This window comes from Halobacillus yeomjeoni, from assembly GCF_020171525.1.
Classification (GTDB): domain Bacteria; phylum Bacillota; class Bacilli; order Bacillales; family Halobacillaceae; genus Halobacillus; species Halobacillus yeomjeoni.
This window is the reverse complement of sequence record NZ_JAIVAI010000004.1, coordinates 188,736-213,057: the sequence shown is the minus strand read 5'-3', so window position 1 is coordinate 213,057 and position 24,322 is coordinate 188,736. Positions and strand designations below refer to the sequence as shown.

Annotated in this window: 26 protein-coding genes, 2 tRNA genes, 1 other RNA gene and 1 other annotated feature; of the genes, 8 read left to right on the top strand and 21 right to left on the bottom strand. The window is 41.5% G+C overall.

Annotated features, from left to right (window positions below; translation table 11 throughout):
• Positions 1–505: 505 nt before the first annotated feature.
• The 7 genes from LCL89_RS12865 to tadA form a co-directional block, all read right to left on the bottom strand.
• Positions 506–769, bottom strand: a complete 264-nt coding sequence (locus LCL89_RS12865) for a pro-sigmaK processing inhibitor BofA family protein (RefSeq protein ID WP_197316857.1) — start codon at positions 767–769, stop codon at positions 506–508.
• Between the two features lie 69 nt (positions 770–838).
• Positions 839–1,051, bottom strand: coding sequence for a YaaL family protein (locus LCL89_RS12860; protein WP_197316858.1), 213 nt, complete (start codon positions 1,049–1,051; stop codon positions 839–841).
• A gap of 15 nt (positions 1,052–1,066) precedes the next feature.
• Entirely contained in the window at positions 1,067–1,663 is a 597-nt protein-coding gene (recR, locus tag LCL89_RS12855; protein ID WP_146814432.1) for a recombination mediator RecR, read from the bottom strand.
• 11 nt (positions 1,664–1,674) lie between these two features.
• Positions 1,675–1,992: a YbaB/EbfC family nucleoid-associated protein gene (locus tag LCL89_RS12850; RefSeq protein WP_197316859.1), complete on the bottom strand. Its 318-nt coding sequence runs from the start codon at positions 1,990–1,992 to the stop codon at positions 1,675–1,677.
• Between the two features lie 32 nt (positions 1,993–2,024).
• Positions 2,025–3,746 (bottom strand): DNA polymerase III subunit gamma/tau, encoded by a 1,722-nt coding sequence (dnaX, locus tag LCL89_RS12845; RefSeq protein WP_224810426.1) that lies wholly within the window; start codon positions 3,744–3,746, stop codon positions 2,025–2,027.
• A 178-nt stretch (positions 3,747–3,924) separates the two neighbouring features.
• An RNA gene (gene ffs / locus LCL89_RS12840) (signal recognition particle sRNA large type) lies at positions 3,925–4,190 on the bottom strand.
• 64 nt (positions 4,191–4,254) lie between these two features.
• Positions 4,255–4,722 carry a tRNA adenosine(34) deaminase TadA gene (gene tadA, locus LCL89_RS12835; protein ID WP_224810425.1) on the bottom strand — a complete coding sequence of 156 codons (468 nt, stop codon included), beginning with the start codon at positions 4,720–4,722 and terminating at the stop codon, positions 4,255–4,257.
• Between the two features lie 76 nt (positions 4,723–4,798).
• Between tadA and LCL89_RS12830 the strand changes: the two genes are divergently transcribed.
• Positions 4,799–6,091: a glycosyl hydrolase family 18 protein gene (locus LCL89_RS12830; RefSeq protein WP_224810424.1), complete on the top strand. Its 1,293-nt coding sequence runs from the start codon at positions 4,799–4,801 to the stop codon at positions 6,089–6,091.
• A 57-nt stretch (positions 6,092–6,148) separates the two neighbouring features.
• Here the strand turns inward: LCL89_RS12830 and LCL89_RS12825 are convergent, their stop codons facing one another.
• The 4 genes from LCL89_RS12825 to acsA form a co-directional block, all read right to left on the bottom strand.
• Positions 6,149–6,916, bottom strand: a complete 768-nt coding sequence (locus LCL89_RS12825) for a DUF3891 family protein (protein WP_224810423.1) — start codon at positions 6,914–6,916, stop codon at positions 6,149–6,151.
• Between the two features lie 166 nt (positions 6,917–7,082).
• Positions 7,083–7,595: a type 1 glutamine amidotransferase domain-containing protein gene (locus tag LCL89_RS12820; protein ID WP_224810422.1), complete on the bottom strand. Its 513-nt coding sequence runs from the start codon at positions 7,593–7,595 to the stop codon at positions 7,083–7,085.
• Positions 7,596–7,688: 93 nt separating this feature from the next.
• Positions 7,689–9,008, bottom strand: coding sequence for a lysine N(6)-hydroxylase/L-ornithine N(5)-oxygenase family protein (locus LCL89_RS12815; protein ID WP_224810421.1), 1,320 nt, complete (start codon positions 9,006–9,008; stop codon positions 7,689–7,691).
• Positions 9,009–9,219: 211 nt separating this feature from the next.
• On the bottom strand, positions 9,220–10,929 hold the full coding sequence (gene acsA, locus LCL89_RS12810) for an acetate--CoA ligase (protein WP_224810420.1): 1,710 nt from the start codon (positions 10,927–10,929) through the stop codon (positions 9,220–9,222).
• A 411-nt stretch (positions 10,930–11,340) separates the two neighbouring features.
• Between acsA and queF the strand changes: the two genes are divergently transcribed.
• Together queF and LCL89_RS12800 are read left to right on the top strand one after the other, a co-directional pair.
• Positions 11,341–11,835, top strand: a complete 495-nt coding sequence (gene queF / locus LCL89_RS12805) for a preQ(1) synthase (protein ID WP_224810419.1) — start codon at positions 11,341–11,343, stop codon at positions 11,833–11,835.
• A gap of 71 nt (positions 11,836–11,906) precedes the next feature.
• Positions 11,907–12,707, top strand: a complete 801-nt coding sequence (locus tag LCL89_RS12800) for an aminoglycoside N(3)-acetyltransferase (RefSeq protein ID WP_224810418.1) — start codon at positions 11,907–11,909, stop codon at positions 12,705–12,707.
• Positions 12,708–12,739: 32 nt separating this feature from the next.
• On the opposite strand, the gene aldA is transcribed toward LCL89_RS12800, so the two are convergent.
• From aldA to LCL89_RS12780, 4 genes are all read right to left on the bottom strand, one after another.
• Positions 12,740–14,191, bottom strand: coding sequence for an aldehyde dehydrogenase (gene aldA / locus LCL89_RS12795; RefSeq protein ID WP_224810417.1), 1,452 nt, complete (start codon positions 14,189–14,191; stop codon positions 12,740–12,742).
• 118 nt (positions 14,192–14,309) lie between these two features.
• On the bottom strand, positions 14,310–14,561 hold the full coding sequence (locus tag LCL89_RS12790; RefSeq protein WP_197316869.1) for a hypothetical protein: 252 nt from the start codon (positions 14,559–14,561) through the stop codon (positions 14,310–14,312).
• A 99-nt stretch (positions 14,562–14,660) separates the two neighbouring features.
• Positions 14,661–14,765: a YjcZ family sporulation protein gene (locus LCL89_RS12785; RefSeq protein ID WP_197316870.1), complete on the bottom strand. Its 105-nt coding sequence runs from the start codon at positions 14,763–14,765 to the stop codon at positions 14,661–14,663.
• 98 nt (positions 14,766–14,863) lie between these two features.
• Positions 14,864–15,517 (bottom strand): M50 family metallopeptidase, encoded by a 654-nt coding sequence (locus LCL89_RS12780; protein WP_224810416.1) that lies wholly within the window; start codon positions 15,515–15,517, stop codon positions 14,864–14,866.
• Between the two features lie 92 nt (positions 15,518–15,609).
• Here LCL89_RS12780 and modA point away from each other — a divergent pair, with 92 nt between their 5' ends.
• The 3 genes from modA to LCL89_RS12765 are packed head-to-tail and all read left to right on the top strand — an operon-like array spanning position 15,610 to position 17,696.
• On the top strand, positions 15,610–16,380 hold the full coding sequence (gene modA, locus LCL89_RS12775) for a molybdate ABC transporter substrate-binding protein (protein ID WP_224810415.1): 771 nt from the start codon (positions 15,610–15,612) through the stop codon (positions 16,378–16,380).
• The gene (modB, locus tag LCL89_RS12770) at positions 16,377–17,051 is read left to right on the top strand and encodes a molybdate ABC transporter permease subunit (protein WP_224810414.1); all 675 of its coding nucleotides are present in this window, start codon (positions 16,377–16,379) and stop codon (positions 17,049–17,051) included. The genes modA and modB overlap by 4 nt, the downstream gene beginning before the upstream one ends.
• Before the next feature lie 21 nt (positions 17,052–17,072).
• Positions 17,073–17,696: an ATP-binding cassette domain-containing protein gene (locus LCL89_RS12765; RefSeq protein WP_224810413.1), complete on the top strand. Its 624-nt coding sequence runs from the start codon at positions 17,073–17,075 to the stop codon at positions 17,694–17,696.
• Positions 17,697–17,753: 57 nt separating this feature from the next.
• Here the strand turns inward: LCL89_RS12765 and LCL89_RS12760 are convergent.
• Positions 17,754–17,826, bottom strand: a tRNA-Arg gene (locus LCL89_RS12760).
• A gap of 222 nt (positions 17,827–18,048) precedes the next feature.
• On the opposite strand from LCL89_RS12760, the gene LCL89_RS12755 reads away from it, so the two are divergent.
• A complete protein-coding gene (locus LCL89_RS12755) occupies positions 18,049–18,690 on the top strand; it encodes a deoxynucleoside kinase (RefSeq protein ID WP_197316875.1) in 642 nt (213 codons plus the stop codon).
• The gene (locus LCL89_RS12750; protein WP_197316876.1) at positions 18,687–19,370 is read left to right on the top strand and encodes a deoxynucleoside kinase; all 684 of its coding nucleotides are present in this window, start codon (positions 18,687–18,689) and stop codon (positions 19,368–19,370) included. Before LCL89_RS12755 ends, LCL89_RS12750 begins: the two co-directional genes overlap by 4 nt.
• 55 nt (positions 19,371–19,425) lie before the next feature.
• Here the strand turns inward: LCL89_RS12750 and LCL89_RS12745 are convergent, their stop codons facing one another.
• The 5 genes from LCL89_RS12745 to pdxS form a co-directional block, all read right to left on the bottom strand.
• Entirely contained in the window at positions 19,426–20,133 is a 708-nt protein-coding gene (locus LCL89_RS12745; protein WP_224810412.1) for a hypothetical protein, read from the bottom strand.
• Positions 20,134–20,575: 442 nt separating this feature from the next.
• Positions 20,576–20,668, bottom strand: a tRNA-Ser gene (locus LCL89_RS12740).
• 410 nt (positions 20,669–21,078) lie between these two features.
• A complete protein-coding gene (serS, locus tag LCL89_RS12735; protein ID WP_197316878.1) occupies positions 21,079–22,353 on the bottom strand; it encodes a serine--tRNA ligase in 1,275 nt (424 codons plus the stop codon).
• A gap of 47 nt (positions 22,354–22,400) precedes the next feature.
• Positions 22,401–22,624, bottom strand: a binding site (T-box leader).
• 37 nt (positions 22,625–22,661) lie between these two features.
• Positions 22,662–23,252, bottom strand: a complete 591-nt coding sequence (gene pdxT, locus LCL89_RS12730) for a pyridoxal 5'-phosphate synthase glutaminase subunit PdxT (RefSeq protein WP_224810411.1) — start codon at positions 23,250–23,252, stop codon at positions 22,662–22,664.
• Between the two features lie 78 nt (positions 23,253–23,330).
• Positions 23,331–24,215 (bottom strand): pyridoxal 5'-phosphate synthase lyase subunit PdxS, encoded by an 885-nt coding sequence (gene pdxS / locus LCL89_RS12725; protein WP_197316880.1) that lies wholly within the window; start codon positions 24,213–24,215, stop codon positions 23,331–23,333.
• Positions 24,216–24,322: the final 107 nt, after the last annotated feature.

Sequence of the window (24,322 nt, the reverse complement as noted above, 5' to 3'; positions counted from 1 at the left end):
TAAAAGTTGAAAAAGTTTGTCTTGCTCATTTGCACACCGAATGTGCTTGTTTCGTTTTCTTCTTAATAGAAGAAATATCTTGACGTACTGGTTGGTTCGTTCAGTTTTCAAAGATCAAAATGTTGTTCGCCGCTCAAAACAGCGACTTAACCATCTTATCATGGCTCGTTGTTGGTGTCAACAACTTTTTTAATTTCTTTCGTCTGCCTTTTTTGGCGACAAATATTAATTTACCATGATGCGTTGTTGAAGTCAACAACTTTTTTCATGATTTTTTTGCGGCTTTTTCAGCCGGTGTCGGTGTCTTTCAACGCGACAAGTAATAATATATCACGTGGCATTTAGGATTGGCAACCCTTTTTTCATATTTTATTAGATTTCTTTTATACCTTTTTGTCGCAACGACTTTTTTATGGCGGGATGGGTTGATAAAAGTGTTCTTTTAATATTACAAAAGCGGATCATGGCAATAAAAAAAGATCAAGGAGATCTCTCCTCAACCTCTTTAAAGAACCCAGATTTGAACAGCAGCCAGGGAGATGATCCCCGGAACCCCCAATACCGCTGATACGACTGCCGTAAAACCGTTAATAGGGATATGCAAACCGAACTGTGCTCCAAATAAGTTTACAAAGAATAAGAGAATAACCGCTACAATCAAACGCGTCATTAAACCCCCGACCCACTTAATCGGTGTGGACGGAACCCCCAATATAAGTAGAAAAGGGATAGCTAATCCTAATATTAATAGGATGAGTACCGGATCCATAAAAAAACCCCCTGTCCAAAATACTGAATCTACTCCAGTATATGAAGACAAGCGGGGGTATAGTACATATTAAGACAGCGCATTGACTCCGCGTACTCTGGCTTCCCTTAATAAATAGAAGTATTTTGCTTTTATAACCGCTAACTCAGCTAAGCCTTCTTCACTTGGTTCAATGCTTTGTTCAATAATATTATTCAAATCTTCCCATTCTTTTTTCGTTTTCTTTATATTCAATAGAAGTTCTTGATTCAATTCTTTATCGACTTTTCTTCTACCAAACATCAGGAACACCCTCTTCTACAGTTCTCTACGACCTTCAAGAGCTTTAGATAATGTCACTTCATCGGCGTACTCTAAATCTCCGCCGACAGGTAACCCATGTGCAATCCTCGTCATACGTATTCCTGATGGTTTTACTAAACGAGAAATATACATCGCTGTCGCTTCACCTTCGATATTAGGATTCGTTGCAAGTATGAGTTCTTCGATTCCTTCATCCTTCAATCGATTAATAAGACTGGCAACATTTATGTCTTCCGGCCCTATCCCATCCATTGGAGAAATAGCGCCATGTAAAACATGGTACTTTCCACTGAATTCCTTCATCTTTTCCATAGCGATGACGTCTTTCGGGTCTTGAACTACACAAATCAATGTTTGATCTCTAGATTCATCTTGGCAGATAGAGCAAGGGTCTTGGTCTGTAATATGACCACAAATAGAGCAGTGAGTCAGCTCCCTCTTAGCGTTCACTAGAGACTTCGCAAAATCCAATACATCATCTTCTTCCATCTCTAAGACAAAAAAAGCCAGGCGGACGGCCGTCTTAGGACCGATCCCTGGCAGTTTCGTAAAACTGTCAATCAGTTTTGATATTGGTTCCGGATAATACATGAGTACTCCTCCTAGAACATTCCTCCAGGCATACCCTTGGTGAATTGTCCCATAGTGTCATTCGTTTTATCGTCTACTTGTTTAAGGACGTCATTCGTCGCAGTAATTATCAAATCTTGAAGCATTTCAACATCATCTGGATCTACAACTTCTTCATCAATCTCTACGTCAGTAATTTCTTTTTTACCATTAGCGGTTACTTTAACCATACCGCCGCCTGCTGAAGATTCGAATGTCATTTCATGAAGCTCTTCCTGAGCCTTCATCATTTTCTTCTGCATCTTCTGCATTTGTTTCATCATATTATTCATGTTTCCTCCACCACGCATGGCGATTCCTCCTTTAAATGAACTAAGTCGTTTTATTCTTGAATTTCTATCATATCATCCCCGACTAATTTACGCGCTTCAGACACCAATGGATCTTCCTCATTAGATGAAGAGGAAGACTCGCCGGTTCCATCGCCTTCAGGGGTGTCTTCAGAAGAATCCCCCTTCTGTTTCCGAACAAACTCTTCCCTTAAATCCTGCCAGTTTTGTTCGGGAATCGGGATGATTGTAAATGGTTTACCTACGAATTCAGTCAGCAGCGGCTCAATCGTTTGCTGGTGTTCCAATGCCAAAGAACAATGAATGTCATAGCGGAATGCTAAAACAAGTGCTTTTGACGAAGCAGCTCTTGGTTTACTATTCAAAAGTGTCGCATGAGCAGGGGCATTATTCTGTTTGAGAGCATCCATAAAATCAGCCCAGCGGCTTTGGATATTTTTAATCTCATCTTTAGATGCTTCATTCAATACCTGCCGAATTCGTTCATATGGTACATTATATCCTTTTCTTCCTGATTTTGCAGGTGTCCGCTTCGGCTTTTGAGGAGCAGAAGCTTGTGGGCTGGCCCCGTTTTGCTTGAGTGACGTCAACTCTTTCTCCAGTTCACTGATTTTACGTGTCAGTTTCTGTACAGCTTCTGGTTCTATTTGAGAACTTTCACTTGTTACAGTTTTTACTTCCACCATGTTCAGCAGTGCAATTTCGATGAATACCTTTGGACTTGTGGTCCACTTCATTTCCTGCTGACATTGATTTAACTCACGGATAGCTTTTTGTATCCAGAACGCAGAAAGCTGGCCGGATAGTTGCCGAAATGTCTCATCAGGAATTGCTCTCTCGAGGTTATGCTCCAAATCAGGTGCACTTTGAAAGAGTAAGATGTCTCGCAAGTAATAAATCAAATCAAAAACAAACCTACCTGGATCTTTTCCTTTTTGTATAAGATCATCTACCGCTTCAAGGGCAGATTTGACTTCTTGTTTATGCAGTGCGTTTACCACTTCGGCGAGTCTGCCTTGCGATACAGCACCCGTAACAGCGAGAACATCATCAACGGTTACTTCGTTTTCACTATAGGAAATGGCTTGGTCGAGGAGACTTAAAGCATCCCTCATTCCGCCTTCAGCTGTAAGAGCGACTATTTCCAAAGCTTCACGAGCAATATTAATTTCTTCAGCAGTGGTAATGGCATCCATCCTGTCTACCATAGCTTTTTGAGAGATTCGTTTAAAATCAAATCTCTGGCACCTTGAAATGATCGTCAACGGTATTTTATGCGGCTCTGTGGTAGCTAAAATGAATATGACATGCTGCGGAGGTTCTTCCAATGTTTTTAACAGGGCATTAAAAGCACCCATGGACAACATATGAACTTCATCAATAATATACACTTTATAGGAAACGGCACTCGGTGCATATTTGACTTTGTCACGTATTTCCCTGATCTGTTCTACTCCGTTATTGGAGGCAGCGTCAATTTCAATAACATCAGAAATAGACCCATCCTGAATACCTAAACAAGCCCGGCATTCATTACAGGGTTCTTTCACTGGAGATTGTTCACAGTTTACAGCTTTGGCGAAAATTTTCGCCGCACTTGTTTTCCCTGTACCACGAGGGCCGGAAAATAAATATGCGTGGGAAAATTTATCCTGCTCAATCGCATTTTGTAGTGTTCGTGTGATATGAGTTTGTCCAACGACATCTTCAAAGTTCCTGGGACGCCAGACACGATACAAAGCCTGATAGCTCATATAACCGTTCTCCCTTTTTAGTCTCGACTCTATTATACCTGATGGAAGGATGTGATGTGAACCTTCACGAAAGTTGCTGAACCATTTTGTTTTAATAATAGAAAAAAGCCGTTATGATTATCGTTCATAACGGCTTCATCTTTTATAAAAAATTGAACAGTGCTTTAATATGTATGTGCCGTGCACCCACCGTCGATGGCGTGGCCCCAAGCGTTACTTATGATTACGGCTCAACCCAGGCACTCCCGCGGCACACGGGAGGAACAGCTTACTGCTGCTTCCTTCCGGACCTGACAGGATTCACTGGTTCCCGTTGCGCAGGACCTGAGTGTCAACACCGGTCACATAAGGCAGACCTTGAAGCCACACCACCTTGGGTGGGAATTCGGCCTCGCTACAGCGGATTGCGAGTGTAGGGCACCGCTACCTCCCCGCTTAGCACGACATTACCAGTATAGCGAGTTTTATTTAAAAATGCAATGCCAAATTTTGTTCATCCTCAATCCATTCACTTCTTTTTCTTTTTTTGCCGGAGCTTACGAAAAAAGTCCGTCAGCATGAACCCGCATTCTTCTCCCAACACGCCTGGGATCACCTCAGCGAGATGATTGAAGCGATCATCTTCGAGTAGATTCATTAATGTTCCGGCACATCCGGCTTTAGGATCTTTAGCGCCATAAACGACCTTTGGAACCCTCGCCTGTAAAATAGCCCCTGCACACATCGGGCAAGGTTCGAGCGTTACATATAATGTACAATCCTCCAGCCTCCAGCTTCCCAACTGCTGATTGGCTCTTTCAATCGCTATGAACTCTGCGTGAGAAGATGCCAATTGTGAGGTTTCTCGTTGGTTATACCCGGTGGCCACGACTTCTCCATGATGAGTAATTACAGCACCAATCGGAACTTCTCCCTCTTTTTCAGCTTTCATTGCTTCTTCGATCGCTAGACGCATATAGTGCTCATCTTGATTCATAGAGACCTCCATTTAGTAAGAATATTTACACTTAAGCTTTTCATACATTGATATAGATGAGAAAGGAGTGACGTCAATGCAAATCCATGTCGTCCAACAAGGCGATTCTGTATATTCGATTGCTGGTCTCTATGATACTACGCCAAATGCTATCATTGAGGCAAACGAATTAGAAACTCCTGATGATCTGGTCATTGGTCAAGCCATCGTGATACCGATTGTCGGTCAATATTATTTTGTACAGCCTGGAGATAGTTTATATACCATTGGACTACGCTTCAATACAACCGCAGACGAGCTTGCTCGAGTGAACGGAATTTCAAAGAATGCCATATTGAATGTCGGATTCAGACTCTATATTCCTGAACAGCCACCGACTATGACGTCAGCTAATGCCTATATTGAGCCATTCGGTGGAGAAGTGTCTGATACTCTTAAGGCTTCTGCTCAAACAAGGGCCGCGCAGCTCTCTTACTTAGCGCCCTTCAGTTATGAAATCAACGAAGATGGAACCTTGAAATCTCCACCTCTGGATGACTTCAAAGGAATTGCTGCGAACAACGATGCTTCATTAATGATGGTAGTCACCAACCTGGCTGATGGTGAGTTCAGCGCTGAGTTAGGTAGAAAATTTTTGACTGACACGGCATTACAGGATACTTTACTCGACAATATCGTCAATACAGCAAAGGAAATCGGCTATGAAGACGTTCATTTTGATATGGAATTCCTCCCAATAGAATTAAAAGAGAACTATAACCAGTTTTTACGAAAAGCAAAGCAAAGATTAACTAAAGAAGACCTTTTGATGTCCACGGCTCTCGCCCCTAAAACAAGCGCGGACCAAAAAGGCGCCTGGTATGAAGCACACGATTATAAGGCGCACGGGGAAATTGCCGATTTTGTCGTATTGATGACTTATGAGTGGGGGTATAGCGGTGGACCGCCTAGAGCTGTGTCTCCGATCGGTCCAGTAACTGAAGTGGTAGATTACGCATTGACAGAAATGCCGGCAGAGAAGATTTTACTGGGGCAGAATTTATATGGATACGATTGGACGCTTCCGTATGAGCCTGGCGGTGAGTACGCAAAAGCTGTCAGCCCTCAGCGGGCAATCCAAATAGCAAAAGAGAATAATGTAAACATATTGTACGATGAAGAAGAGCAGGCCCCTTACTTCACCTATACAGATCAAGAGGGAAACGATCATGAAGTTTGGTTTGAGGATGCACGGTCCATTCAACAAAAATTCGATTTAATTAAAGATCGAGGGTTAAAGGGAATCAGTTATTGGAAACTCGGCCTTTCTTTCCCTCAAAACTGGCTGCTGCTTAGCAACCAGTTCAATGTAGAAAAGAAACAAAAATAAATCTCCCGCTACAGACAGTCAGAATTCTTTTCAGACTGTCTGTCATGCGGGTTCTTTTCATGATTCAGGAATAAATGATATTCGGTAGTGTTTTACTACTGTCTCCTGGTATGCCCTCTCAATACCCACATCATTTATAAGATCTTTCTGAACGAGACGGTAAGGGATCAGTACGTCAAAAGCCGATTGAAATGGAAATGGATCAACAGTAACATGATTTTCATCTTTCCAATGAGCCATCATGCCTTCAGGTGAAAAATCAAAACTTTGTCTAAAGCCATCTCTGAACCAAGGTACCTCTTCGCTTTTTGTTATACCCGGTTCCTGCATACATACATATAAGGACAAATCATCACAAAACTGTAACCTCTTAAAGTGAAGTTGATAAATATCCATCGGTACATCAGTTTCCATTTGCGCAAACAACGTTTCTTGTCGTTCCTTTTCTTCTTTTATAAATTCGCGTATACGAATATCATCTGCTTCCTCGGAGAAAAAAGATTGATAATGCATACTGCACAGCATCCCGGCATATAAGGAATGAGCCGCTACCTCTTCGATCCCTCTTTGATAAGCGGCGAGCTTCTTTTCTAATGGGTAATCTATAAACGAATAGGGACGATTATTTTCCCCATCCCATACCGGATGATCATCCAGAGGAATCCACGCCCGGTCATGTTCAAAAACTGCCCAATCCGCTTCTTCCCTCAGCTTCGAGCGCAACAAAAAATTATTTTTCCAATTAGAAACGATTTCTCCAGATATCCTTGCATGATCGTGCTGCTTGATCATAATAAAGGCGTTTTCCTGTTCACGAACGATCATATTTGTCCTCCTATGTATGTACTGACATCAATCCACTCAAATCCACTGACTATACGTTACTCCCATTATAATTGATTGAGGACCTCAACTCCACATGATGCAATCCAGTCAGGATATGAAAAGGAGTCACAAGGGGCAGCCTCGTGACTCAAATTCACATTATTTATTATTTCAATAATTGAAGTGACTCCTTCGTGAATGCCGGGATATCATCAGGTTGACGACTTGTCACAAGTTGATTATTACAGACGACGACTTCTTGATCCTTATAATCAACTCCTGCATATTCCATATCAACTGCGATTGATTTGAAGCCGGTTGCTTTTCTTCCTTCAAGGGTTTTCGCTGTAATCAACAGTTGTGGCCCATGACAAATGGCGAATACAGGTTTGTTCTCATCCATGAAATGTTTAGCGAAGTGAACAAACTTTTCGTCCCCTCGTAACACATCAGGTGAAAATCCACCTGGGATGAACAACGCGTCAAAATCTTCAGGCTTGACTTCATCAATAGATGCATCAATTTGTACGCTTGCTTCCCCTTGCTTACCTGTAACTTCTTTTCCTGACTCCCATTCAATGGTTGTCACTTCATGGCCTTCCTGTTCAAAAGATTTCGCCGGTTTCGTATACTCTACATCTTCAAACATAGACGTAATGACACAAGCGATTTTACTCATCTACTACCCTCTCCTTTTATTTATTCAAAATTTTTCCACACAGCCTGTTTTCCCCTGTGCTTAAAAGATAAACTTCTAGAGAAGGGGGGAGGTTCATCCTTGAAAATCTTTCATGGAAAATTGCTGGAAGGTGGTATCTTCCTGATTTTTATAAATAGATTTGCCTGCTATTTTATTAATGATATGAACATTTCTATGCACAGACAATCCTAGGTTGGTAGCCCCGGCTCCATGAGAATGGACAAGGTTGGTCAAACTGAACAGATGATGATTCCGATGATCACGGAATTCCAGCTGATAATCCCTGTTCACTTTGAACTTCCCTTCCTCTTCCCATACAATTTGATCTTGGAACCTGCGTAAAAACCAATCAGGAATGTGAGGTTTATATCCAGTGGCTAATACCACTTTTTCGGTTTTATACTTATAATCCACTTCTTCCTGCCACTGCCTGCAGGAAAGCTCATATCCGTCTTCAACAGCTTTAATATTTTTCACTTCAGTCATCGGCTGAATTAACACGTTACTATCTCTCATCCCTGCCGTTTTGTGATAAAGTTTCGTATATAAACGGGTGAGTGTTTCCGGATCAATTCCATTTCTCAACGGTTTCAATGTATCAAGAGCTTGGGTACGCTGGTCAAAACTTAATTGATGAAAGTAATCGACATATTCAGGTGTGAAAACTTCCTGGGCAAATTTCGCTTTGTCTAATTGAAATAATCCACCTGTCCTGGTCAGCAAAGTTAATTTCATATCCTGGCGTTCTTGTTCTTCTAATAAATCCAAGAAAACTTCCAATGCGCTTTGTCCTGAACCTACCACCGTAATGCCTTTGGATTTCAATAAATGTTTCTTTTCAAATAAGTAGCGACTGGAATGCATGACATCTTCATTCGGCAATCCATCCATTCCATCTAAAATCAACGGCTCACTGCCCGTTCCCATAATAATATTCTTTGCTTTATAGAACTTTCTCTCCCCGGTGGCATTTTCTTCTGCTATCACTTCATAATGAGGAGGATCGGCTTCTTTTTTGTCCAATACATCCACTACAGTGTGGCCAAAATAGAGCTCTTTCAACTGGCCTGCCACCCATTGAAGATAATGGTTGTATTCCTGTCTTGGCACTTCAAAGTGTTTGTGAAAGAAAAAAGGGAACATCCGGTTGTGTTCATGTAAATAGTTCATGAATGTATAAGGACTTTTGGGATCAGCAAATGTAGCCAAGTCTGCAACAAATGGGACTTGGAGATCCATCTTTTCTATCAACATTCCAGGGTGCCAAATAAACTCAGGAGTTTTATCAAAAAAAGCTGCTTCTAATTCATCCGTTTGATCGACCAATGCGGCTAAACCAAGATTATAAGGTCCAATGCCTATTCCGATTAAATCGTACATAGATTTTTCCATTTCCTTCACTTCCTCTGTATTCCTCACTTTACCCTATAGAGCATCGCTTCATTCCATACTGCTCCATATCGAGTAATCATACAGCCTATTCCCTTATCCGTTATCCAAACAAACCTGATCATTCTCCCTTTTCCATTCACCACCATTGTTCCACGTGAAACAATCTCATAAAAAAAGCGCACAACCATTGATTGTGCGCTTTTGGCAAACATTATTCTTCTAGAGTAGATGTATCTCCTGTCGGCAGTCCCAACTCCCAAGATTTAAGTAGTCGACGCATAATCTTACCACTTCTTGTCTTAGGAATCGTTTCTTTAATCTCGATCTCTCTCGGCGCAGCGTGAGCGCTTAACCCTTTTTTCACGAACTGACGGATATCTTCTAAAAGATCATCTGATTCTTGATATCCTTCACGTAATGTTACAAAAGCTTTTATAATTTCCCCACGCTCTGGGTCTGGTTTTCCGATGACGCCTGCCTCTGCTACGGCCTCATGTTCAATCAATTTACTTTCCACTTCGAATGGTCCAACTCGTTCTCCAGATGTGTTTATGACGTCATCTAAACGTCCCTGGAACCAGAAGTACCCATCTTCATCTTTATAGGCGCTATCTCCGGATACATACCAGCCATTCATGAAATAACTTTCATATTTTCCTGGATTGTTCCAAATAGCGCGCATCATAGAAGGCCATCCTTCTTTAATGGCGAGATTCCCCATTTGATTTGGAGGTAATTCATTTCCTTCGTTGTCTACAATAGAGGCGACGATTCCCGGGAACGGTTTACCCATGGAACCCGGACGCATATCCATAGCCGGGTAGTTACAAATCAACATTCCGCCAGTTTCCGTCATCCACCATGTATCGTGAATACGAAGGTCGAAAGCTTTCAGCCCCCAAGTGATGACTTCTGGGTTTAATGGCTCTCCGACACTCAGAATATGTCTGAGTGAAGAAAGGTCGTGACGTTCCGCGGCTTCCTCGCCGGCACTCAACAGTTTTCGGAACGCGGTCGGCGCGGAATACCACACACTCACATTCTTTTCTGCGATTGTATTATACCAATCATCAGGACTGAAGCGGCCACCGCGGATTACGTTTGTAACCCCATTTAACCATGGAGCGAATATTCCATAGCTTGTACCTGTGACCCAACCAGGGTCCGCTGTACACCAATAAATATCATCTTCTTTTAAGTCGAGCACCCATTTTCCTGTTTGATAGTGCTGGATCATGGCATTATGAACGTGATAAACCCCTTTTGGTTTACCTGTGGATCCTGAAGTGTAATGCAGCAGCATACCGTCTTCCAAGTCCACCCACTCGATTTCAAAGTCTTTGGAAGCGTCCGCCATTTCTTCATCATAAGAAATATAGTTTCCTGGTGCTTCTCCACCAACTAAAACAATCTGCTTTAAATGTGGAAGTTCATCTACAGGAACACGTTCCAGCAGTTCAGGAGTCGTAATTAACATCGTCGCTTCACTATCTTCCAAACGATCTCTTACTGCTTGTTCCATAAAAGCCTCGAATAATGGACCTGCGATAGCTCCGACTTTCAATATTCCGAGAAAAGCTGCGTAAAATTCAGGGCTTCTCGGTAAAAACAGGAATACACGATCCCCTTTATTGATATGGTGTTTTTTTAATACATTTGCAAATTGGTCACTCTTCACTTTCAAATCTTCGAAAGTCAACTCTTCTTCTCGGTCAGGCGCTGAATAAACAAGAGCGACTTGGTTTTTCTTTTGTGGATCGGCAGCATGTTTGTCGATGGCTTCATAAGCTATGTTCACTTTGCCGGTTTCACTCCACGTAAAATTACTCTTGGCTTCTTCCCAATTGAATTGATCATATGTTTCTTTGTAGTTATCCATGTTGTGATTACCTGTTCTTGCCTGGATTGGTTGCATGTCCATTAAATCACCTCATAAAAGATTGTTTTTGTAAACGTTTTCTCGTTGCGGCTTGAAAAAGCTCTGCTATTCAGAGCCGCTGCATTGATAATTTTTCAGAATTTTGCATGAATTAATTCCATTTTAGATGAAAACGTTCTTTTTTTAAAGGGAAATGGTAAAAGATTTACATAAATGGGTATAAAGAATAAGGAAAATTGACAGTTTACATCTGTATCCATATAATGAACCTGAAATTGTTTCGCTTTATAAAGAGGTTTCTTAGCGTAATCCCTCTATAAAAAACTAAGGAAGCTGAAAGCCGATAAACCGCAGCCCTTAGAAGCTGCGGTTTTTATTTTGAGATATCTACTTCTTTGCCCTCACAAGGTTCTGGACAAAGAAAGGAACGAAATGATAAAGGAGATATTTAACATGCATGGAAGAAACGAAAACAGTTTGGATTTGTCTTTACTTGGCAATCAAGGTACAGACTACTCTTTTGAATATGACCCAGATGTTTTGGAGACATTTGATAACCAACACCCGAACCGTGACTATTTCGTAAAGTTTAACTGCCCGGAATTCACCACCCTCTGTCCGAAAACACGTCAACCTGATTTTGCTACGATTTATATCAGTTACATTCCGGATGTTAAGATGGTGGAAAGTAAATCTCTGAAACTGTATCTATTCAGCTTTAGAAACCACGGAGATTTCCACGAAGATAGTGTAAACACGATTATGAATGACCTCATTGACTTGATGGATCCTCGTTATATAGAGGTTTGGGGAAAATTCACACCAAGAGGCGGCATCTCCATTGACCCTTATTGCAACTATGGGAAACCTGGAACGAAATTCGAACAAATGGCTGATCACCGTTTAATGAACCATGACCTTTATCCAGAAAAGATAGATAATCGCTGATCAGACCAGCAAAACAAAGATGCTCTTTAAGAAAGAGCATCTTTTTGTATAAAGAAGAAGGGGGATAAACTTTGTCCGAAAAAAAAGTGATCGAACAATCCACCAAACCCAACACTATTAATTCTTTGACAAGAGATCTACAAAAGCTGGGAATCCGCCGAGGGGATAATCTCTTAGTACATGTCTCGATGAAAGCGCTGGGCTGGACGGTCGGAGGACCGCAAGCAGTCCTTCAATCTCTAATGGATGCGGTAACCACAGAGGGGACTTTGATTATACAAACGCACTCTCTAACCCTATCTGATCCGTCAGAATGGGAGAATCCACCCGTTCCAAAAGAATGGCACGACACCATACGACAAACGATGCCTGCGTTTGATCGTGACAAGACGCCTTCTACATATTTAGGTGTTCTACCTGAGTTATTCCGAAAGTTTCCAGAGGTTTATAGGAGCTATCACCCTACTTTTTCTATATCTGCATGGGGAAAACATGCAGGTGAAATAACCAAGGACCATCAACTGGAGTATTCCTTAGGTGAGAATTCACCGCTTCAGAAAGCGTATGACCTTGATGCAAAAATCTTATTGATTGGTGTAGGATACGATACCAACACAAGCTTTCATTTATCCGAATACAAAGCGGACGTAAGAAAAGAATACGTTCGTGGTGCGCCCATCCAAAAAGATGGGAGAGAGATCTGGATGACTTATAAGGACATCGAATTCAACGAAGATTCCTTCGAAACCATAGGCAGGGATTTTGAAGCCGATCATTCAGTCATCTTCGGGAAAGTGGGGCTGGCAGAAAGTCGCCTTTTTTCTATGAAGGAATCTGTAGATTTCGCTGCAAGATGGCTGAATAAAGAGTAAAAGAAGGTTGCCTGATCCAGGCAACCTTCTTTCTATTGTTGATCGTTTTTGTATTCCATGTATACGACTTGAGTAACTAGAAAGTCTTCCATTCCGTGTTTACCATCCGCTCCTCCGAGTCCTGATTTACGCATTCCGGCGTGATAGCCTTGAACAGCTTCAAAGTTCTCTCGATTGACGAAAGTTTCACCGAATTTCAGTTCATTGATTACACGCATTGCCTCATTCATATCTTCTGTGTAGACCGAAGAAGAGAGACCGTACTCTGTATCATTCCCTTTCTCAATCGCTTCGTCTAAGGTTTTAAATGTGGCAATAGGGATGACTGGACCGAATATTTCTTCATGCATGATTTTATTACTATGATCAATCTCAGTAAGAATCGTCGGCTGATAAAAGTATCCATGTTCCAAGTCTTCGCGTTTTCCTCCAATTTCAACGCGTGCACCGCTCTCCACAGCCCCCTCGACCATTGCCTCCACTTCTTCTAATCGCTCCATACTGACAAGCGGACCCACATCTACTTCTTTGCTTTCTCTTGGGTTTCCTATTTTCAAGGATTCAAAACGATGACGGAGTTTTTCCACCAAATCTTCCGCCACACTCTCATGGACATATACACGCTCTGCGTTTGTACAAGCTTGTCCATTGTTCGCCAATCGAGAAGTCGTTATACTGTCTGCCGCCACATCTAAGTCAGCGTTTTTTGTAACAATCGCTGGTGCTTTACCTCCCAGCTCCAAGTTCACTTTTGTTATGTTTTGAGCAGCTGCTTCCATAACCTTCGTTCCAGCTTGGACACTTCCTGTCATTGATATCATGTGTACCTCTTTATGAGCAGCCAACGTGTTTCCTATTTCTGAACCGGTACCTGTCACTACGTTGTAGACACCCTTTGGAATTTCATCCATTGAATCAACAATTTTAGTGAATTCCATAGCTGTGTTCGGTGTTTGCTGACTAGGCTTCAATACAATCGTGCACCCGGTCACCAATGCTGTGGCCACTTTTCTGGCTAAGATGAAAACCGGGAAGTTCCATGGGACAATTCCACCTACCACACCGATCGGTTTTTTATAAATAAAGATATTTTCATTCGGTCGGTCACTTGGGACAACCTCTCCTTCGATCCTCCTCGCCCATTCAGACATATAGCGGAAGTAGTCGATAGCCAGGTCCACTTCTCCACTGGCTAATTCATAATCCTTTCCTTGTTCTTCTTGAAGCAGGTCAATGAATGTATCGCGCTTCTCTTCTATGCGATCCCCCAATTTCCTGACAATTTTACCTCGCTCTATATTCGGCTTCAGCTCCCAGCTTTTTTGCGCTTCATTCGCTGCCTCAACAGCTCGATTGACATCTTCTTCGGTCCCTTTTGGTATTTTGGATATGACATGTTCATTCGCTGGGTTCAAGACATCAATCCATTCATCACCTGTCGAATCAATATATTCGCCATTAATATACAAAGAATGTGTTTTCAATTTTTCATACCTCCTGAAAAGATTTAAGTTTTATTTTCCTTTTATAACCAAAATGTAAACGGATGGATAGGTTAAACAAAAACATGAAATAAAAAAAAGACCCTTTCACAGGATCTTTTTACCACTCTAGGACGAAACCTTTGATTTTTTTCGGCTCTCCCAATTCATTTCTTTGTTCTGCTTCGAAGTACGGATTTTCATCTTCCAGATGATAGTGGATGGTTTCAGGAATTAGATAAAGTTTATATTCCAATTCAGATACCTTGTGTAGAGTTATATCCGGCACAGTCGTTTGATTTGATTCTTCATCAATAATCAAAATATCAATATGGTCATAACCATGACTGATTAAACGCTCTTTTAAATCCATAATGAATACCCCTCTGTACCAATAGTCTATTTACTAGTTACCCTTTTCAGTCAGCTTCAAACCTATTTATGTAAGGGGGCGGGGAACCCCGCTCATTTATTAATAACCGTAACCACGGCCGCCTCCATAAGATGCCCCGATGATGATCAAAAGGATGAATAATACTACTAGAAGCGCGAAGCCTCCACCGTATCCTTTACTCATTTGATTCCCCCCTCTCTTAGTTCTTTACTACCTTATTCAGTAGTTGTATGAAAGGCAGGGCATGAGCGGATTTTTGTAAAAAAATAAAAAACAGGCGTTTAAACAAGCACTTTTTTTAAGGCAAACCAAGAAAAGCAGACAGCTTGCACGAAAAAAACAATCCCCCAAATCGGCGAAGGGATAAACGTAGTTAATTGGGCGAGGTTGGCAGCATCTCCCGCCCTGAGAGGCGTTACGAAGCTGACCCACATAATTTCAAATGCGCTTGTAATTGCTTCGACAAAAACGAGAGAAGCGATCAAAACGAGAACATACTGTACGAATGTCTTATTTCCAGATTTTAAAAGCCATATGAATCCCGCTGCAAACGATCCAATCCAAAAAAGCCCATAAAGGTTTCGGACCCAGAAAAAAAGGTTTATGGAAAGAAAGACTAACAGGATATATATGATCCATTTATATTTTTCTTTTAGCAGCAAAGATAAAAACAAAAAAGCAAAATACGACGATGTGACATACCCTGCAATGCTGGTTAAGAATTGACTCCACCAAGAAGAATGTCCAGTCAATGTAGTTCCTGAGGTATCAGGAAATAATGAGATCCTTTGCACTTCTCCCCCAGTAATAAGTGCGAAGAAAGAATGTCCGGTTTCATGAATCATTGTATTCAAAATTGCAAAATACTTTCCGATTACGGGCATTTGAGTCAACAGGAGAGCTACCAATATACCAACAATAATTTTAGTTTTCATAAATCACCCTCCTTTCTTTCCGTTTTTACTTCATTTTCATCTGAATGTATAATAATTGATGAACTTCCATCGATGATTAAGGAGGATGAAGGATGAATCGACCCACAATTGTTCTCTATTTTACAACCCTCCTTTTTGGTCTAACCAGCTGTTCCAATGTTGATGATACTTCTCCACTCACTATATCTGCCGCTTCAAGTTTAACGGATGTTTTATCAGAGATCGCCGATGAGTATGAAAGGGAGAATAATGAATCAATTGAGATCAACTTTTCAAGCTCAGGGAAAATCGCTCAGCAAATCATCCGTGGAGCCCCGGTGGATGTTTTCCTATCGGCAGATCAGCGTTGGATGAACAAGATTGAAGAACAAAACCTGATTGTAAAGAACTCACGCCACAATATCGTCGGAAATCAACTGGTATTGATTGTACCTAAGCACAACCGTTCCAACGTTCATGTTGAGGATCTTAAATTTAAAGATGGAAAGGTCGCTATTGGCGATCCAGACAGTGTTCCCGCTGGTACATATACGAAACAAGTGTTAAAAAAGATTCAATTATGGGAGGAAATGCATGGACGTACTGTTTTCACGAGTAATGTACGTCAAGTGCTGGCCTATGTAGAATCGGAAAATGTTCATTACGGATTCATATATGCAAGTGATGCTAAGATCTCAGACCGTGTTCGAATCGCTGAATACATCGACAAAGATTTACACAAGCCGATTGTTTACCCAGCGGCTGTTATTGACAATAAGAAAAACCAAAAAAGAGCAGAGAAATTCCTCACATATCTACAATCAGAACGTGCCCAGCAAATTTTTCATAAATACGGTTTCCAGGAAGTGATTAACACACGATGATGCATTCTCCTTTTTGGCTTTCTTTAAAAATATCAACCATTGCTACATTGATTGTTTTCATTATGGGAATTATCCTTGCCCGAATCATTTCCAGAAAAATATTTCCCGGGAAAAGTTTGATTGAATCCATTCTTTTGCTCCCTCTTGTGCTTCCACCCACTGTCATAGGCTTTGGACTCTTATACATATTTGGTCAAAAAGGTTGGATTGGGAGTCTTCTCATGGATTGGTTCGGAATCCGAATCGTATTCTCCTGGATCGGTGCGGTCCTTGCAGCAATTGTGGTTTCTTTTCCTCTTATGTATCAAAGCGCTACTGCCGCTTTCAGCAATTATGATCAAAATATTGAAAATGCTGCTTTAACCATGGGGGCATCAAAAGTGAAAGTGTTTTTTACCATTTCCCTCCCGCTCGCATGGCCGGGTCTTTTAGCCGGTCTGGTTCTGACTTTCGCTCGAGCGTTAGGTGAATTCGGAGCCACGTTGATGATTGCAGGTTACATTCCCGGAGTAACAGAAACACTTCCCCTAGCCATCTATTTTGCTGTCGAATCTGGTCATATGGAAGAAGCGAAAATCTGGGTTCTTGTTTTATTAATTCTCGGACTTAGTTCCATTTTGTGGTTGAATTGGTGGACCAGGCGTAACATGCTCACCACGTCAAAAGAATGAATTCATTAAGGAGTTAACCTTATGCTGAAAACAAACTTTTCCAAGCAATTAGACAGGTTCCCTTTAAATGTAAATATCAATCTTGGGAATGAAATAGCTGTACTAACCGGTCCTTCGGGATCAGGTAAAACCACTACTCTCGATTGTATTGCTGGTCTTCAACACCCGGATGATGGTTTTATACAATTAGGAGATAACATCTTATTTAAGGGAAAGCAAAAGCCCGCTCCTGTTCAAAATCGAAAAGTAGGATATGTTTTTCAAAACTATGCTTTATTCCCTCATATGACAGTGAAGAAGAATATCGAGTATGGAGCGAAAGATGCGTCTCTGACGAGTCAATTGATAGATGCAGTAGGTATTAATCACCTTATGAATAAATATCCCGCACATATATCAGGTGGCGAAAAACAAAGAGTAGCGTTAGCCCGTGCTTTAGCTACACAACCGATTTTGTTATTACTGGATGAACCCTTTTCTTCGTTGGACCATCAAACTAAAGTTCAATGCCAACAAGAACTGGTTCGCTTACATAAATTATGGAAAATACCCATCCTATTAGTCACGCATGATCGGCATGAAGCCGAATCACTCGGCCACCGGATTCTTCATATAGAAAAAGGAGTGTTGAAAGAGGATAAATGAAAAAGGCTGGGGGAGCAAAAGTAACAATGCTCCCCCAGCCTTTATTGTTTGTTTAAACGCCCCCGGCAGGATTCGAACCTGCGGCACACGGTTTAGGAAACCGATGCTCTATCCCCTGAGCTACGGGGGCTCAAAATGTATGTGTAATATTATACAAAACAAGCAGACAATTGAAAAGTAAATTCCACTAAAAATAAAGCATGGATGTTACTTCATTGCTTTGTATATGATAAAATATTATTTGTCTGTCAAAACGTATCGAAATTTGTTTTTAGTTCATAAGGTACCGAAACTGATGTAGTCATAACAGTACCTAAGCTTTTTCTTAATAGAGTTACAAGGAGGAGAAGAGATGGGACAACTACCTTTCATTTCTGTTGAAGGGCCCATTGGGGTTGGGAAAACGTCTCTGTCTAAAAAGCTCGCCTCCCAGTTTGATTTTCATTTACTCAAGGAAATCGTTGAGGAGAACCCGTTTTTAGGCAAGTTTTACGATAATATTGAAGAATGGAGTTTCCAAACTGAGATGTTCTTCTTGTGTAATCGTTTCAAGCAGCTTGAAGATATCGACCGCAAATATCTGCAGCACGGAAAGCCTGTCGTAGCCGATTACCATATTTCGAAAAACATGATATTTGCTCGTCGTACGCTGCAGGAAGGACAATTTCACAAGTACTCTCAAATATTCGATATCTTAACACACGATATGCCACGCCCGAATATCATTGTATATTTGCATGCGAGTTTGGATACTTTATTAGACCGGATCAGAATGCGTAACCGAGATGTGGAAGCGAATATTCAACCGTCTTATCTACAACAGCTATCCCAAGATTATGAGGATTTCATGAACCACTTCGAAGCTACCCATCCGGATATACCAATCATTCGCTTGAACGGTGATCACCTGGACTTTGTTAAGCACCAAGATGATTTGAATTATATTGTTGATCAAGTAGAGCAACATTTAAATAAAGGAGAAGTTATCAAATGAATGCACGTGAACGCTACGGAATACCACATGACAGCGTCATAACGATAGCTGGTACCGTCGGTGTAGGGAAGTCAACGATGACGAATGCTCTTGCCGATGCATTAAATTTTCGTACCTCGTTTGAAAAAGTGGACACCAACCCTTACCTTGATAAATTCTATCAAGACTTTGAACGTTGGAGTTTCCACCTTCAAATATACTTCTTAGCCGAGCGCTTCAAAGAACAAAAGAAAATTTTTGAATATGGAGGCGGGTTCATTCAAGACCGTTCCATCTATGAAGATACCGGGATTTTTGCCCGTATGCATTATGAAAAAGGAACGATGTCGGGTACAGATTATGAAACGTATCGCAACCTATTTGATGCTATGGTCATGACCCCATATTTTCCTCATCCTGATTTATTAATTTATCTGGAAGGCTCTTTTGACGACGTCTTAGAACGTATCAAAAAGCGAGGCCGGCCAATGGAACAGGAAACGCCAGTCGAATATTGGGAGGAAATGTTTAAACGTTATGAGAATTGGATCGATAACTTTAACGCCTGTCCGGTATTACGATTAAATATTGCTGATTACGATGTGATGAATGATGAAGACAGCATTGAACCTATTTTAGAGAAAATCGGTCATTTCATTCAACAATCCCGTAAATGGCGCTCAAGCCACTTGCTGACGTAATAGAGAAGAAGTCTTAATAAAAATCCTGCAGCTTACATGTAAGCTGCAGGATTTTTTATTTACTGAATAAAGAACGCAGCCAATCCCAGGTTCCTTTTGAGTTTTTCACTTTTCCTTCCAACCTTTTATTGAACTCATTTTGAGATTGCCATTCACGCTTCTGTTCTTCTCTCATCGCTTGCAATTCTTGTTGAAGCATATCACTTTTAAGTTTTTCTTGTTCCAGCAATTCTTCGTATTGAGCTTCTTGCCGGGCTGTTAATTTATCTATTTTGGTATTTGTTTTTTGAGCCATGTTCCCGACCCCTGCGCTGATAACATGGTGATCCTGTTGAAGACGCGAGACCGTAGTTTTGAGTTGAGTGATATCATTAGAAAGTTGTGCATTCATTTCCCGTGAGGCAGCCAGTTCACTGGATAAGAACTTTAAGAACTCATGAAGCTTGGCAGAGTCTTGAAGAGCAGTATCGTATGTATCGGGAGCCGCTACACTCGTCGTTTCGGTGCTGGATAAGCGTTCTTGCTGCTGTTCAACCAACTCTTTAGCTGTATCGTCTTTAGGTTGTGCTGTATCGCGTATCGCTATGAGGGCGTCGATATCGGATTGAACAAAGATCCTCCGATCTCCCTCTTTAAAAAATTCATATCCATTGCGTTCGAGTATTTGACCATATTTCCTTACTGTAGGCGTGGCTATACCTACCTCTTCTGCCACTTCTTTCGTGGAATAAGCACGTTCGTTTGGACGTATATCGTGTCGCATATCGGATCTCCTTTACTAAAAGATGACGTTTTTCTACCAAGTTAGCAATATGTATCGGGTAGCGATACATCAAATAAAACTACGTTCATCGATATAGTTACTGTATCGCCAGACGCTATAACCGATATGAGTGAGCCTCTAAATAAATCTTACAATATATCTTTCTTTTCTGAAACCTTTATTTAGTAGAGGATAAGATTATTTTCACCCCGTATCGGGAGGCGATATAAGCGATATCCAAACAGAATTTCACCTTTATTGCAGCCCTTAGCCCGTGTTTTACGTTTATACCTCTACTACTTCTATAATCATTCTCGATATGTATCTTGAAAAGCAGTCATGCTTCATCACTTAAAAAAGAGCATAAAAAAAACCGTTACTTAACAGTAACGATTTCATTCTATAATCTCCAATATTTATGCGCTATTGTTGATAATTTAAATGGCGGAGGAGGAGGGATTCGAACCCCCGCGGGGCGTTAACCCCCTGGCGGTTTTCAAGACCGCTCCCTTCAGCCGGACTTGGGTACTCCTCCGTGTGACCGACAAATAATATACTATCACGGTTTATAAAAATCGTCAACATTTCTTGAAAAATTTTTTTCAGACTTTGATAACGTCGTTTGTTGCTCTTTATAACGATTACTTATTACTCCATCGGTCCCTCGTTTAATCATAATGTGGGAGGGAAGAGAAAACAGTCCGCTTTCCGCGGGGATGGGGAGACTACTGTGGGATGAAGGTACATCGTGAGACCCCGGAAAACGTCAGCCTAAGGAAACTCACGGTACCCACGTAAAGCGAGTCATTCTAAAAGGACACAAAAACAGATTCCAGAACGGAAAGAGCTGATCTAAGCTACGATTTTTGAAATAACAACACCAAGCATTAATAGAACCCCTTATGTATGTAAGAAAGGCCACGTAAAGACGTGGCCCTACAAGCATTATTTAATTACTTCTTTTCCACCCATGTATGGACGAAGAACTTCAGGTACAATGACAGAGCCGTCTTCCTGCTGATAATTTTCTAAGATTGCAGCGACTGTACGACCGATAGCAAGACCGGAACCGTTCAAGGTATGAACAAATTCAGGCTTTCCTTTTTCTTCACGGCGGAAACGGATTCCTGCCCTGCGAGCCTGAAAGTCCTCGAAATTGGAGCAAGAGCTGATTTCACGGTACGTATCATAGCTTGGAATCCATACTTCAATATCGTATTTTTTAGCCGCTGTGAAGCCTAAATCTCCTGTGCACATGCTCATGACTCGATAAGGTAGTTCAAGCAGCTGCAGGACCTTCTCAGCATGGCCTGTAAGCTCTTCTAATACATCATAAGAATCTTCAGGCTTAGCAAGTTGAACCAACTCGACTTTGTTGAATTGATGCTGACGGATTAATCCTCTTGTATCTCGCCCGGCAGACCCTGCTTCAGAACGGAAATTGGTACTGAAAGCTACAAATTTTTGAGGTAAATCTTCAACAGATAAAATTTCATCCCTGTGGTAGTTGGTCACAGGTACTTCTGCTGTCGGAATTAAGAAGTAATCCCAGTCTTCAATCTTAAATGCATCTTCTTCAAACTTCGGTAATTGACCAGTACCAGTCATAGAATCCCGGTTCACCATCTGAGGGGGAAGCATTTCCTGATAACCATGTTCATCTGCATGTAAATCCATCATGAAATTCAATAAAGCTCTCTCCAGACGAGCTCCCATTCCCTTATAAAAAGCAAATCGGCTGCCTGTCACTTTAGAGGCGCGTTCAAAATCCAGTAATCCTAAGTTTGTAGCTACGTCCCAATGGGCTTTTGCTTCAAAGTTGAAGGTTGGGATCTCTCCCCATTTTCTAGCTTCAACGTTATCATCCTCATCTTCTCCAGCTGGGACACTTTCATGTGGGATGTTCGGGATGGATAGAAGAAGGGTTTGTAACTTTTCCTCTACATCCTTCAGCTCTCCATCTAATTCTTTTACACGATCGCCTACTTCACGCATTTCTTTGATTTTATCATCAGCATCTTCTTTTTGTTTCTTAAGCTGTGAAATCTCTTTAGAAACCTCATTACGACGAGCTTTCAATTCTTCGGTTTCTTGGATGAGTTCCCGGCGGCGGCTGTCTAAGTCACCAAAAGCATCCAGATCAGAGAGATCTTCTCCCCGATGTTGTAATTTCTCTTTGATTTCATCAAAATTTTGACGCAGGTATTTCATATCCAACATAGTTGATTCCTCCTTATTTTTGTATATAAAAAAGCTCCCGTCCCTTATATAGGGACGAGAGCTCTTGTTTAAGCTTCCCGCGATACCACCCAGATTGAAGGTCATATATCGACCTTCCGGCTTATCTCATAACGGTGAGGGCCGGTCCGACCTACTGTTGTTCAATCGGACACTCAAGGATGGATTCACATAATTCTTTCATCAGTTCACACCAGCCACTGACTCTCTTTGGAAAGAAGTTCATGCTACTATTTCCTATCAACGTTTTGATATCTTTATTGTGTTCACTTAGATTAGCTTAAATTTTTTTAGAATGCAAGTGATTTTTTAGACTGATCGACCATTTCGACAAAATGACTCGTTAAACGATGATCGTCGGTCAGCTCAGGATGAAATGAACATGCCAGATAATGATCTTGTTGAGCAGCAACAATGTGACCATCATAGGTTGCCAGTACTTCTGTGTCTTCACCGACACCTTCGATATAAGGCGCACGGATGAATACAGCATTGAATCCGTCTGCGATGTCTTTAATATCAAGATCCGCTTCAAAGCTTTCACGCTGACGACCAAAAGCATTTCTTCGAACTTTGATATCCATCAGTCCTAAATGAACATCATAAGAGCCGTCTATTTCTGAAGCCAGCAGAATTAAGCCTGCACAAGTTCCAAACAACGGTTTTCCTTGCTTCCCGAATTGGCGGATAGGTTCTAAAAAATCATACTTATCAATTAAACGACGCATGGTCGTACTTTCTCCACCAGGTATGATCAGACCATCAATATCCTCGAGTTGTTCTTTCTTTTTCACTACGAGCGCTTTTGCTCCTGTAGCTTCTACAGAACGAACATGCTCACGAAATGCCCCTTGAAGTCCTAATACACCGATTGTCGTCATGATGCATGTCTCCTTTTTTAAACAATGAAACTAAAAATGACTATCCGACTGCCCGTGACCGGTCAATCGTCTGCTCAATTACTGGCTGCGATCCTGCATGCGCTGATCAGCAGTCAAAGTGGACATTTCCATGCCTTTCATAGCTGTTCCAAGTCCTTTGGAAAGTTCACCGATCAGTTTATAATCGTCATAGTGAGTCGTTGCTTCTACAATTGCACGAGCAAACTTTTCTGGGTTGTTGGATTTGAAAATCCCGGAACCAACAAATACACCGTCCGCTCCCAACTGCATCATCAATGCAGCATCAGCTGGAGTAGCAATACCGCCGGCAGCAAAGTTTACTACTGGAAGGCGGCCTTCTTCACGGATCTCCATCAATAGATCGAATGGAGCACCATTTTCTTTTGCATAAACCATTACCTCATCTTCGGATAGACCGCGAAGATGACGGATTTGGGACTGTACTTGGCGCATGTGGCTGACAGCCTCTACGATGTTACCCGTACCTGGTTCTCCCTTTGTGCGAAGCATGGATGCCCCTTCACGAATACGGCGTGTCGCTTCACCCAAGTTACGGCAGCCACAAACGAATGGTACAGTGTAATCGTCTTTTTTGATATGGTAAATTTCATCCGCAGGGGTCAGAACTTCACTTTCATCAATGTAGTCTACACCCATCGCTTCTAATACGCGTGCTTCTGTAATATGCCCAATACGAGCTTTGGCCATAACCGGAATCGATACTGCATTCATGACTTCCTCTACGATGGTAGGGTCCGCCATACGTGCTACGCCTCCAGCTGCACGGATATCAGCTGGTACACGTTCAAGCGCCATGACCGCAACTGCTCCGGCTTCTTCGGCGATTTTTGCTTGCTCAGCGTTTACGACGTCCATGATGACGCCGCCTTTTTGCATTTCAGCCATTCCTCGTTTTACACGATCTGTACCTGTTTGTGACATGATACATTCCTCCTAATTCAGCTATATAGCTCTCTCATTGATTTAAAAGAATTCCTATCCACTATTGTAACGCAAGAGATGATCAATTCCTACTACTTAAATTGGAT